This window comes from Pseudomonas sp. Root569, assembly GCF_001427465.1.
GTDB lineage: Bacteria > Pseudomonadota > Gammaproteobacteria > Pseudomonadales > Pseudomonadaceae > Aquipseudomonas > Aquipseudomonas synxantha.
The window spans coordinates 250131-262666 of the sequence record NZ_LMGQ01000024.1 but is presented as its reverse complement, the minus strand read 5'-3'; the positions used below and the strand labels follow the sequence as shown (position 1 = coordinate 262666).

At 61.6% G+C, this 12536-nt stretch carries 6 protein-coding genes; 2 read left to right on the top strand and 4 right to left on the bottom strand.

What is annotated here, in order from left to right; translation table 11 throughout:
- Positions 1 to 106 precede the first annotated feature (106 nt).
- The 4 genes from msrA to aceE all read right to left on the bottom strand — a co-directional run bounded on the left by msrA (position 107) and on the right by aceE (position 8124).
- A complete protein-coding gene (msrA, locus tag ASD70_RS18695; protein ID WP_046070599.1) occupies positions 107 to 754 on the bottom strand; it encodes a peptide-methionine (S)-S-oxide reductase MsrA in 648 nt (215 codons plus the stop codon).
- A 72-nt stretch (positions 755 to 826) separates the two neighbouring features.
- Complete coding sequence (locus tag ASD70_RS18690; RefSeq protein WP_046070600.1) at positions 827 to 3520, bottom strand: putative bifunctional diguanylate cyclase/phosphodiesterase; 2694 nt, start codon at positions 3518 to 3520, stop codon at positions 827 to 829.
- A gap of 303 nt (positions 3521 to 3823) precedes the next feature.
- Entirely contained in the window at positions 3824 to 5467 is a 1644-nt protein-coding gene (aceF, locus tag ASD70_RS18685) for a dihydrolipoyllysine-residue acetyltransferase (RefSeq protein WP_056847131.1), read from the bottom strand.
- An 11-nt stretch (positions 5468 to 5478) separates the two neighbouring features.
- On the bottom strand, positions 5479 to 8124 hold the full coding sequence (gene aceE / locus ASD70_RS18680; RefSeq protein WP_046070602.1) for a pyruvate dehydrogenase (acetyl-transferring), homodimeric type: 2646 nt from the start codon (positions 8122 to 8124) through the stop codon (positions 5479 to 5481).
- A 383-nt stretch (positions 8125 to 8507) separates the two neighbouring features.
- Here aceE and glnE point away from each other — a divergent pair, with 383 nt between their 5' ends.
- A complete protein-coding gene (glnE, locus tag ASD70_RS18675) occupies positions 8508 to 11447 on the top strand; it encodes a bifunctional [glutamate--ammonia ligase]-adenylyl-L-tyrosine phosphorylase/[glutamate--ammonia-ligase] adenylyltransferase (RefSeq protein ID WP_056847130.1) in 2940 nt (979 codons plus the stop codon).
- Positions 11448 to 11501: 54 nt separating this feature from the next.
- A complete protein-coding gene (waaF, locus tag ASD70_RS18670) occupies positions 11502 to 12536 on the top strand; it encodes a lipopolysaccharide heptosyltransferase II (protein ID WP_056847129.1) in 1035 nt (344 codons plus the stop codon).

Below are 12536 nucleotides of genomic sequence, written 5' to 3'. Positions count from 1 at the left end.
TGGGAGGGGGCTTGCTCCCGATAGCGGAGTGTCAGTTACAGCTGTAATGGCTGGCACTCAGCAATCGGGAGCAAGCCCCCTCCCACATTTTCGATTTATGGTGACCTTAGATCGGGCAGATCACGCCAGTGCCGCCGATTCCGCAGTAACCCTGCGGGTTCTTCGCCAGGTACTGCTGGTGGTACGCTTCGGCAAAGTACACCGTCGGTGCTTCGTCGATTTCAGTGGTAATAGTACCCACGCCGGCTTTGGTCAATTCGGCTTGATAAGCCTCGGCGCTCGCTTTCGCCGCCGCCAATTGCTCTGGCGTGGTGGCATAAATCACCGAACGGTACTGGCTGCCGATGTCATTGCCCTGGCGCATGCCCTGGGTCGGGTTATGCAGTTCCCAGAACATCTTCAACAGGTCTTCATACTTGACCTTGGCCTGGTCATACACCACCAGCACCACTTCGCTGTGGCCGGTCAGGCCAGAGCAGACTTCTTCGTAGGTCGGGTTCGGCGTGAAGCCGCCGGCATAGCCGACCACTGTGCTGACCACGCCGTCGCGTTCCCAGAATTTACGTTCCGCACCCCAGAAACACCCCAGGCCGAAGATTGCAAAGCCGACGTCATCAATGAACGGGCCCAGCAGCGGGTTGCCGTTGACGAAGTGGGTCTCTGGCAGCGCCATTGGGGTTTCACGGCCAGGCAAAGCTTGTTCTTGAGTAGGCAGCACGTTTTTGTTCACCAGAATTTCCGAGCGCAAGACCATGATCAGTCCTCTCGTCAGGTTGAGTAGCAGTAAATTGTCAGACAGCCAGTGTGCCCGAGTGTTACAGCGCTGTCAGGCGATTGGCCCGCGGGGATAGCGTTTAAGCTTCTCCAGCAGCTCTGCACCGGGGATCGGCCGGTCGAACAGGTAGCCCTGGCCCACATCGCAGCGATGCCGGCGCAGGAACGCCAATTGCTCGGCAGTCTCGATGCCTTCGGCCACCACCTTGAGCTTGAGGTTGTGGGCCATGGCGATCACCGCCGAGGTGATCTCCATGTCGTCCTGGTTATCCGGGATTTCGTGGATAAAGCTGCGATCAATCTTAATGATGTCGATGGGGAATTTTTTCAAGTAGCTCAGCGACGAGTACCCGGTGCCAAAGTCATCCATGGCCAGGGTCAGGCCGAAGTTCTTGAGCTGGTCAAGTTGCAAGCGCGTGTCTTCGGTGGCCTCCAGCAGCAAGCCTTCGGTCAGCTCCAGCTCCAGCAGGTTGGCCGGCAGTTGTTCTTCCTTGAGGATCGTGGCGATCGAGGCCACCAGGTCCGGGTCGGAAAACTGCTTGGGCGACAGATTGATCGCCACCTGCAGATTGCCCATGCCTGCAGCGCTCAACTGTCGGCTCATGCGACAGGCCTGGCGGGCGATCCATTTGCCGATGGGGATGATCAACCCGGTCTCTTCGGCCACGCTGATGAACTGGTCGGGGCGGATCATGCCCTTTTCCGGGTGGTTCCAGCGCAGCAGCGCCTCCATGCCCAGCAGGCGACCGCTGCGCAGGCACAGCTTGGGCTGGTAGAACACGTCCAGCTCGTTCTGGGTCAGGGCGCGGCGCAGGTTGTTTTCCACGAACAGCTTGTAGCTGGCCTCGGCGTTCAAGGCTTCGGTAAATACCTGCACCTGGTGCTTGCCGTTGGCCTTGGCCTTGTGCAGGGCCAGCCCGGCGTTGCGCATCAGGGTCTGCGGGTCGCGGCCATGCAGCGGCGCGCAGGCCAGGCCTACGGAACCGGTGACGCTGATCAGCTGGTTGTCGACGAACATCGGCTTGTCGAGGGTGGCCAGCAACTGGCAGGCCACCTGTTGGCCAGTCTCCAGGTCGGCGTCGTCCAGCAGTACGGCAAATTCGTTACTGGCAAAGCGTGCCAGGCTGCCGCCGCTGCTCAAGCTGTTGCGCAGACGGCGGGCCAGGCTGATCAGCAACTTGTCGCCGGTCTGGTGGCCGAGGCTGTCGTTGATGCGCTTGAAGTTGTCGATATCCACCAGCAGCAGGCTGATCGGGCTGTCGCTGTCGCGGGCGAAGCGCTCATCGAGGTTGCGGATAAACGCCGGGCGGTTGCCCAGGTTGGTCAGGTTGTCGGTGTAGGCCAAGCGTTCGATGCGCTGTTGCGCCAGCTTGGTCTGGGTGATGTCTTCGTAGATGCCGATGTAGTGGGTCAGCTCGCGGTTGTCGCCGTACACCTTGGAAATCGACAGTTGGCCCCAGTAGGGTTCCAGGTTCTTGCGCCGGCTCTTGAACTCACCCTGCCAGCTGTTGCTTTTGGCCAAGGCCGACGGCGCGTCGAACAGCAATTCGCTGAGATTTTCCAGGGCCGGTAGTTGGGCCAGGCGATGGCCGTGGACTTCTTCGGCGCTGTACTGGGTGATCGCGGTGAAGCTGGGGTTGACGTACTCCACCACGCCGTCGCAGTTGACCAGCAGAAAGGCGTTGGCGCTTTGTTCCACTGCACGCTGGAACAGGTGCAGGGCGCTGGTGGCAGTGCGGCGGTTGTGATTGTTGATCACCTGGGCGAACTGGTCCGCCAACTCGCCGGCAAACGCGATCTCATCGGACTGCCACGCCCGCGAGCTGCCGCTTTGTTCCAGGCACAGCACGCCGACTACCTGGCCGTCGACCCGAATGCTGGCGTCGAGCATCGCGTGAATATCTTTGGCGCGCAGGCTTTCGGCCATTTCCCGGGTGCGCGGGTCGCGCAGGGCATGAGTGGCGTCGATGGCACGGCTAGAGTGCAGGGCTTCCAGGTAATCCGGGAAACCACTGGCGTCGATGGTGTCGGGCAGGCGGTGCTGCTGGTCGGCACGGTGGTACGCCGAGATCGGCACCAGGCGCTGACCTTCCAGGTTCCAGATGCTGGCGCAATCGATCTGGTAGATGTCGCAGGCGCTGCGGGTAATCAGCTCGGCGGCTTCTTGCAGCGAATTGGGCGTGGTGTAGCGCTGGCGGGCCAGCAGCAGGATCAACTCCTGCTGGGCGCGTACCCGCTCCAGGTGTTGCAGCTGTTCTTGCTGGGCACGCTGGTTGAGTTCCAGGGCGATCTGCAGGCGGCTGTTCTGGTTTTCCAGGTCGGCGGTCGGGGCGGGCGCGGTGGTATCACCGAACAGCCCGTCGACCACCATCAGGTAGCCGCGCAGCAGATGGCGGTTGTGTTGTTTGTAGGCCTCGCCCATTTCCAGCAGGCTCATCGGGCCGTCATGGGTGTGCAGGGTGTAGCGCACCAGGTAATGGGGGCTGTGGGTCAGTTGCTGCTGGATCGCGTCGTGCAGCTGATAGCGGGCCTGGGGCTCCATCAGGCTGGCGTAGGGCGTGCCGATCAGGGCACAGAGCTCCACCGCGGGCAGGCCAAACTGGCGCTCGCAATTGGGATCGAGGTACAGCAGGGCCCAGCTTGCCTCATTAAGCCGCTCGAAACGCAGCATACCGAGGCGCGAAGGCACCGGTAATTGCGTCACTACCTCGGCCGCCATACGGGCGACATCGGGTTGGCTTTTCATGGGGAAACTCGCTTGGGAAAATGCGCGTGGCGCCCGGCTCACGCCCTCTTTACTGTCGCCTGCGGCAAGGTTGCATCATGCGGCACGCACTGACAAGAGAGGATGAAGGCTAAGTGCTATAAGGCGGTTATCGGCCGCGCGAAGGATTTCTGCAATCGAAGTGACAGAAGGTGTACAAACCTGTCCTGTACGTACACCGAGCGCGCAAAAAAAGCCCCGCCAAGCGGCGGGGTTGAGGTACGAGCGTGGCGCTCGGAAATCGGTGCGGCAGGGGCCTTCCCGGTGAAAGGAAGGCCCTGCGGCTTACAGCAGGATGGTGCGGATGTCGTTCAGCAACTGGCTCAGGCGCTGGGTGAAGCGCGCCGCCGCGGCGCCGTTGATCACACGGTGATCGTAGGACAGCGACAGTGGCAGCATCAGCTTCGGCTGGAACGCTTTGCCGTCCCACACAGGCTGGATGGTGGCCTTGGAAACACCCAGGATCGCCACTTCCGGCGCGTTGACGATTGGCGTGAAGCCAGTGCCGCCAATGTGACCGAGGCTGGAGATGGTGAAGCAGGCGCCCTGCATGTCGTCCGGGGTGAGCTTCTTGTCGCGGGCCTTTGCAGCCAGTGCAGCGGCTTCGGCAGCGAGTTGCAGCAGGCTCTTCTGGTCAACGTTCTTGATGACCGGCACCAGCAGGCCATCCGGGGTGTCGACCGCGAAACCGATGTGCACGTATTTCTTGCGGATGATCGCCTTGCCACTTGGCGCCAGCGAGGCGTTGAAGTCCGGCAGTTCCTTGAGCAGGTGCGCGCACGCCTTGAGCAGCAGTGGCAGCACAGTCAGTTTCACGCCGGCCTTTTCGGCCACGGCTTTCTGCGCAACGCGGAAAGCTTCCAGGTCGGTGATGTCGGCCTGGTCGAACTGGGTCACGTGCGGGATGTTCAGCCAGCTCGCGTGCAGGCCGGCCGCGCCGATTTGCATCAGGCGGGTCATCGGCACTTCTTCGATTTCGCCAAAGCGGCTGAAGTCCACGGTACGGATCGGCGGAATGCCCGAACCACCGGTAGCGCCACCGGCAGCCGGCGCTTCCTTGGCTTTTTGCATCATGGCCTTGACGTAGACCTGCACGTCTTCTTTCAGCACGCGACCGTGAGGACCCGTGGCCGACACAGCATTGAGCTCAACGCCGAACTCACGGGCCAGTTGACGCACGGCAGGGCCAGCATGCACCTTGGCACCGCTTGGCGCAGGTGCGGCAGCAGCAGCAGGGGCGGGTGCGGCCTCGGCTTTCGCAGCAGGTGCTGGGGCAGCAGCGGCCGGAGCGGCTTCAGCCTTGGCAGCCGGAGCAGCCGCTGGTGCTGGAGCGGCTGCCGGGGCAGCACCTTGTACTTTCAGCTTGAGGATGAAGTCGCCAGTGCCGACTTCGTCTTCCAGCTTGACCGCGATGCTTTCCACCACGCCGGCAGCCGGCGAAGGGATCTCCATGGAGGCCTTGTCGGACTCCAGGGTGATCAGCGACTGGTCGGCTTCGACGGTATCGCCGACCTTGACCAGCAACTCGATGATCTTGGCCTTGCCCGACGAACCGATGTCCGGGACGTGGATATCTTGAACGGTGGCGGCGGCAGGTTCAGCAGCCGCAGCGGCAGGCGCTTCGGCTGGCTTTTCAGCGGGTGCTGGGGCAGCAGCGGCAGCAGGAGCCGCCGCCGCAGGGGCTGCATCAGCAGCGCCTTCGATTTCCAGCTCCAGCAGTTCGTCGCCTTCTTTCAGGCGGTCGCCCAGCTTCACTTTCAGGCTCTTGACCACGCCGGCCTTGGGAGCAGGGATTTCCATGCTCGCCTTGTCCGATTCCAGGGTCAGGATGCTCTGGTCGGCTTCGACGGTGTCGCCGACCTTCACAAACAGCTCGATTACTTCACCTTCACCGCTGCCGATGTCAGGTACGCGAATGAGTTCGCTCACAAAAAATCTCCTCAGCAGTCCAGTGGGTTGCGTTTTTCCGGGTTGATCCCGAACTTGACGATGGCGTCAGCCACCACCTTGGGTTCGATCTCACCACGGTCAGCCAAGGCTTCCAGGGCTGCCAACACCACGAAGTGACGGTCGACTTCGAAGAAGTGACGCAGCTTCTTGCGGCTGTCACTGCGGCCGAAACCATCGGTGCCCAGGACTTTGAATTCCTTGGACGGGACCCACTGGCGAATTTGTTCAGCAAACAGTTTCATGTAGTCGGTGGAGGCGATAACCGGACCCTTACGGCCGGCCAGGCACTCTTCGACGTAGCTCAGCGCAGGCTTCTGGCCAGGGTGCAGGCGGTTGCTGCGCTCTACGGCCAGGCCGTCGCGACGCAGTTCGTTGAAGCTGGTCACGCTCCACACGTCGGCGCCGACGTTGAACTCGTCACGCAGGATCTTGGCCGCTTCACGCACTTCGCGCAGGATGGTGCCGGAGCCCATCAGTTGCACGTGGTGCGCCGCTTCCTTGGTGTCTTCTTCGAGCAGGTACATGCCCTTGATGATGCCTTCTTCCACGCCGGCCGGCATGGCAGGCTGCTGGTAGGACTCGTTCATCACGGTGATGTAGTAGAAAACGTCCTGCTGCTCTTCGGTCATCTTCTTCATGCCGTCCTGGATGATCACCGCCAGCTCGTAGCCGTAGGTTGGATCAAAGGTGCGGCAGTTCGGGATGGTGGCAGCCAGGATGTGGCTATGACCGTCTTCGTGTTGCAGGCCTTCGCCGTTCAGCGTGGTGCGGCCGGCGGTGCCGCCGATCAGGAAACCACGGGTACGGCTGTCGCCTGCTGCCCAAGCCAGGTCGCCGATACGCTGGAAGCCGAACATCGAGTAGAAGATGTAGAACGGCAGCATCGGCTGGTTGTGGCTGGAGTACGAAGTACCGGCAGCGATGAAGGAGCTCATGGCGCCCGCTTCGTTGATGCCTTCTTCGAGGATCTGGCCCTTCTTGTCTTCCTTGTAGAACATCACCTGGTCTTTATCGACTGGCTCGTAGAGCTGGCCGACGGAAGAGTAGATGCCCAACTGGCGGAACATGCCTTCCATACCGAAGGTACGGGCTTCGTCCGGGATGATCGGCACGATGCGCGGGCCGATTTCCTTGTCCTTGACCAGTTGCGCAAGGATGCGCACGAAGGCCATGGTGGTGGAGATCTCACGATCGCCCGAGCCGTCAAGGATGGCCTTGAGGGTGCTCAGGTCCGGTGTCGGTACGCTGAAGCTGTTGGCGCGGCGCTGTGGCACGAAACCGCCCAGTGCACTGCGACGCTCGCTCAGGTAGCGGGCTTCGGCGCTGTTTGGCTCAGGCTTGAAGAACGGCAGGTTCTCCAGCTCTTCGTCCTTGACCGGGATGTCGAAGCGGTCGCGGAACAACTTCAAGCTGTCGACATCGACTTTCTTGGTGTTGTGCGCGGTGTTCTTCGCTTCGCCGGCACCGGTGCCATAACCCTTGATGGTCTTGGCCAGGATGACGGTGGGTTGTTCTTTGTGGTTGACCGCCTGGTGATACGCCGCATAGACCTTGTACGGGTCGTGGCCGCCACGGTTGAGCTTCCAGATCTCGTCGTCGGACAGGTCGGCAACCATCGCCTTGAGTTCAGGCGTGTTGAAGAAGTGCTCGCGAACGAACGCGCCGTCTTTAGCCTTGTAGTTCTGGTACTCGCCGTCGATGACTTCGTCCATGCGACGTTGCAGGATACCGTCGACGTCCTTGGCCAGCAGTGGGTCCCAGAAGCGGCCCCAGATGACCTTGGTCACGTTCCAGTGGGCGCCACGGAACACGCCTTCGAGTTCCTGGATGATCTTGCCGTTGCCGCGAACCGGGCCGTCAAGGCGCTGCAGGTTGCAGTTGATGACGAAGATCAGGTTGTCGAGCTTCTCGCGGCCGGCCAGGGAGATGGCCCCCAGGGATTCCGGCTCGTCGCACTCGCCGTCACCCAGGAAGCACCAGACTTTCTGCTTGCCTTCGGGGATGAAGCCGCGGGCTTCCAGGTACTTCATGAAGCGTGCCTGGTAGATCGCCTGGATCGGGCCCAGGCCCATGGAAACGGTTGGGAACTGCCAGAAATCAGGCATCAGCCAAGGGTGCGGGTAGGACGACAGGCCCTGACCGTCGACTTCCTGGCGGAAGTTGTTCATTTGTTCTTCGCTGATGCGACCTTCCATGAACGCACGGGCGTAGACGCCTGGCGAGGTGTGGCCCTGGAAGTAGATCAGGTCGCCGCCGTGTTCGTCGGTCGGGGCCTGGAAGAAGTAGTTAAAGCCGATGTCATACAGGGTTGCGCTGGAAGCGAAGCTGGAGATGTGACCGCCCAGGTCAGAATCTTTCAAGTTCGTGCGCATTACCATCGCCATGGCGTTCCAACGTACCAGCGAGCGAATGCGGCGTTCCATGAACAGGTCGCCAGGCATGCGTGCTTCGTGGGTAACGGGGATGGTGTTGCGGTATGGCGTGGTGATGGCGTAGGGCAGTTGCGAGCCGCTGCGGGTCGCGAGTTCGCCCATACGGGTCATCAGGTAGTGAGCACGGTCTTCGCCTTCTTTGTCGAGAACCGATTCCAGGGCGTCCAGCCATTCCTGGGTTTCGACGGGATCGAGGTCTTGCATGGCTTGCTCCAGGGCGGAAAGGCTACCAGAATCGGTTGCCTGAAGTTTGCGACTGGCCTTGTGGGCAGACGACATAAATTCTTGGATGGCCGAAGGTTGCTTCGGCGTCCTGTAGTTTTACTACAAATCGTCGGCCATTTCAGCCTTTCGAATGTATATACGAGTAGTAAAACTACACAAGACTGAGCGTATGGCTCGGTCTGGCTGGTGAGCATAATCGTTATTGTTGATCTTTTGCGAACAAGAAAAGGTGAAAGTTTAATGCTGTCTGCCAAGATTGATTTAATTTCAGCTATTTATAACCTTTGTTCGACAGTCCATCACCGAGGGTGGTTCTTGCGTTCACAGCCGCAGGTCATTTACGCGCCGATCAAGGATAGACCATGAGCCTTCCCACGCTGGCCGAACTACCGGCCATTCTCCTGCCTTACGCCAGCCGGGCCGAGCAGTCATTTCGTGACGCAGTGGCCGCGCTGGATGACGATCATGGCCTTTCTGCGTGGACGCCGCAACGGTGGGCCGACTTCGCCCGCGTGTGCGCAGCCAGTGATTTTGTCATTGAACAGAGTGTTCGTGACCCTTTGATGTTGCTCGAACTGGTGGCCTGGGGCGAGCTGGACCGCGGCTTTGCGCCCGGTGAGCTGTGCAGCCAGATTGCTGGTGCAGTGCAACAAGCCGAAACAGAAGATGAACTGGGCCGTGTGCTGCGCCGCCAGCGCACGCGCCAGCAAGTACGCATCATCTGGCGCGACCTGACTCGCCAGGCTGACCTGGTGCAAACCTGTCGCGATCTCTCTGACATGGCCGATGCCAGCATCGACCAGGCCTACCAATGGTTGTACCAGCGCCACTGCGCCCAGTTCGGCACGCCCACCGGGCGACGCAGCGGTGAAGCCCAGCACATGGTTATCCTCGGCATGGGCAAGCTCGGTGCGGTGGAATTGAACCTGTCGTCGGATATCGACCTGATTTTTGCCTACCCTGAAGGTGGCGAAACGGTGGGTGTGAAACGCTCCCTGGATAATCAGGAGTTTTTCATCCGCCTTGGTCAGAAATTGATCAAGGCCCTCGACCCGATGACCGTCGACGGCTTTGTCTTTCGCGTGGACATGCGCTTGCGTCCCTACGGCTCGTCCGGCGCCTTGGTGCTCAGCTTCAACGCGCTGGAGCAGTACTATCAGGATCAGGGCCGGGACTGGGAACGCTACGCGATGATCAAGGCGCGGGTGGTGGCCGGCGATCAGGTGGCGGGCGCGCAGTTGCTGGATATGCTGCGGCCGTTCGTCTACCGCCGCTACCTGGACTTCTCCGCCATCGAAGCGCTGCGCACCATGAAGCAGTTGATTCAGCAGGAAGTGCGGCGCAAGGGCATGGCCGACAATATCAAGCTGGGTGCGGGCGGCATCCGCGAGGTGGAATTTATCGCCCAGGCGTTCCAGTTGATCCACGGTGGTCGCGACCTCAGCCTGCAACAGCGTCCGTTGCTGAACGTGCTGGGCACCCTGGAAGGCCAGGGTTACCTGCCGCCGGCGGTGGTCACCGAGTTGCGCAATGGCTACGAATTCCTGCGCTACACCGAACACGCGATCCAGGCGATCGCCGATCGCCAGACGCAAATGCTCCCTGATAGCCCCGAAGACCAGGCGCGTATCGCCTTTATGCTGGGTTTCAGCGATTGGGCCGCGTTCCACGAACGCCTGATGTACTGGCGTGGTCGTGTGGACTGGCACTTCCGCCAAGTGATTGCCGACCCGGATGAAGAGGAAGGCGAAGAAAGCGAGCTGGTCGTCGGTGGCGAATGGTTGCCGCTGTGGGAAGAGTCCCAGGATGAAGACGCCGCTTGCCGCCAACTGGCCGAAGGTGGTTTCACCGATGCGCCCAAGGCCCTCAAGGCCCTGGCCGGCCTGCGCGGTAGCCCGCAATTGCGTGCCATGCAGCGCCTGGGGCGTGAACGCTTGGACGCGTTTATCCCGCGCCTGCTGGCCCAGGCCGTCGAGCACGCCAACCCTGACCTGGTGCTGGAGCGTGTGTTGCCGCTGGTGGAAGCGGTCGCCCGGCGTTCGGCTTATCTGGTGTTGCTCACGGAAAACCCCGACGCCCTGCGTCGCCTGCTGACCCTGTGCGCCGCCAGCCCGTGGATCGCCGAGCAGATCACCCGTTTCCCATTGTTGCTGGATGAGTTGCTCAACGAAGGCCGTCTGTTCAAGCCGCCGCTGGCGCCGGAACTGGCCGCCGAGCTGCGCGAACGCCTTACGCGCATTCCCGAAGATGACCTTGAGCAGCAGATGGAAGCCCTGCGGCATTTCAAGCTGGCGCACCGCTTGCGGGTGGCCGCCTCGGAAATCGCCGGCAGCCTGCCGTTGATGAAAGTCAGCGACTACCTCACCTGGCTGGCCGAGGCGATTCTTGAACAAGTGCTGGCCCTGGCCTGGCGCCAGACTGTCGCCCGCCACGGCGCGCCGCAGCGCCTGGACGGTACCCTGTGCGATCCTGGGTTCATCATTGTCGGTTATGGGAAAGTCGGCGGCATCGAACTGGGGCATGGTTCGGACCTGGACCTGGTGTTTATCCACGATGGCGACCCCCAGGCCGAGACCGATGGCGCCAAGCCGATTGACGGCGCGCAGTTCTTTACGCGCCTGGGCCAGCGGATCATTCACCTGCTGACCACCCAGACCAACTCGGGCCAGCTCTATGAAGTGGACATGCGCCTGCGGCCTTCCGGTGCATCCGGCCTGCTGGTGAGTTCTCTGGGCGCATTCGACCGCTATCAACAAAATGAAGCCTGGACCTGGGAACATCAGGCCCTGATACGCGCGCGGGTGCTGGTCGGCAGCCAGGATGTGGGCCAGGCATTCGAGCAGGTACGCGCTAAAGTGTTGGGACGTGAACGGGACTTGGCCAAGCTGCGCCAGGAGGTCAGTGAGATGCGTGCCAAGATGCGCGATAACCTCGGTACCCGGGCCACGGCGGCCGGCCGGGGCGCCAATGCCTTCGAGGCTGCGGCGGTGTTCGATCTCAAGCAGGACGCCGGAGGTATCGTCGATATTGAATTTATGGTGCAATACGCGGCTTTGGCGTGGTCTGCGCACCATCCATCGTTGCTGCGCTACACCGATAATATTCGCATTCTGGAGGGCCTGGAGCAGGTTGGGCTGATGCCCGCCGCCGATGCCCATTTGTTACGTGAGGTGTATAAGGCCTACCGGTCCGCCGCGCACCGCCAGGCCTTGCAGAATGAGGCCGGCACGGTCGCCGGGGATCAATTTGCAGACGAGCGGCGCCAGGTGATGCGAATCTGGCAGGCGTTGGGCTTGAGCTGAAACACTATTAGGGCGGGGAGGCATAAGCCTCCCCGCATCGTTTGTGGAAACTACATGAATATTCTGATCGTTGGGCCCAGTTGGGTCGGTGACATGGTGATGGCACAGACACTGTTCCAGTGCCTGCGGCAGCGCTATCCAGACTGCCAGATCGACGTGCTCGCCCCTGAGTGGAGCCGGCCGATCCTGGAGCGCATGCCCGAGGTGCGCAAGGCCTTGAGCTTTCCGCTCGGCCACGGCGCACTGGAACTGGCGACCCGTCGGCGCATCGGCAAGTCCATGGCCGGCCAGTACGACCAGGCGATCCTGTTGCCCAACTCGCTCAAGTCGGCGCTGGTGCCGTATTTCGCCGGCATCCCCAAGCGCACCGGCTGGCGCGGCGAGTTTCGCTATGTGTTGCTCAATGACGTGCGCACCCTGGATAAAGCCCGCTACCCGCTGATGATTGAGCGTTTCATGGCTCTGGCGTATGAGCCGGGCGCCGAGTTGCCCAAGCCCTATCCGCGCCCCAGCCTGCAGATCGACCCCGTCACCCGCGATGCGGCGCTGGCCAAGTTCGGCCTGGCTCTGGATCGGCCGGTGTTGGCCTTGTGCCCAGGCGCCGAGTTTGGCGAGTCCAAGCGCTGGCCGTCGGAGCATTACGCCAAGGTTGCCGAGACCAAGATCCGCGAAGGCTGGCAGGTGTGGCTGTTTGGTTCGAAGAACGATCATTCGGTCGGTGAAGATATTCGCCAGCGCCTGATTCCGGGCCTGCGAGAGGAAGCGACGAACCTCAGTGGCGACACGTCCCTGGCCGAGGCTATCGACCTGCTGTCCTGCGCCGACTCGGTGGTGTCCAACGACTCCGGCCTGATGCATGTGGCGGCAGCGCTGAACCGCCCGCTGGTGGCGGTGTACGGCTCCACCTCCCCAGGGTTTACCCCGCCCTTGGCCGACAAGGTCGAAGTGGTGCGCCTGGGCCTGGATTGTAGCCCGTGCTTTGACCGTACCTGCCGTTTCGGTCACTACAACTGCCTGCGCCAATTATTGCCGCAGCCGGTAACCGATGCCTTGCAGCGGTTGCAGGGCGCCGTGGTCGAGGTTCGCTGA

Coding starts and splice junctions, on each gene's coding strand:
- glnE (WP_056847130.1), top strand. CDS start 8,508: ATGAGCCTTCCCACGCTGGCCGAACTACCGGCCATTCTCCTGCCTTAC.
- ASD70_RS18690 (WP_046070600.1), bottom strand. CDS start 3,520: ATGAAAAGCCAACCCGATGTCGCCCGTATGGCGGCCGAGGTAGTGACG.
- msrA (WP_046070599.1), bottom strand. CDS start 754: ATGGTCTTGCGCTCGGAAATTCTGGTGAACAAAAACGTGCTGCCTACT.
- aceE (WP_046070602.1), bottom strand. CDS start 8,124: ATGCAAGACCTCGATCCCGTCGAAACCCAGGAATGGCTGGACGCCCTG.
- waaF (WP_056847129.1), top strand. CDS start 11,502: ATGAATATTCTGATCGTTGGGCCCAGTTGGGTCGGTGACATGGTGATG.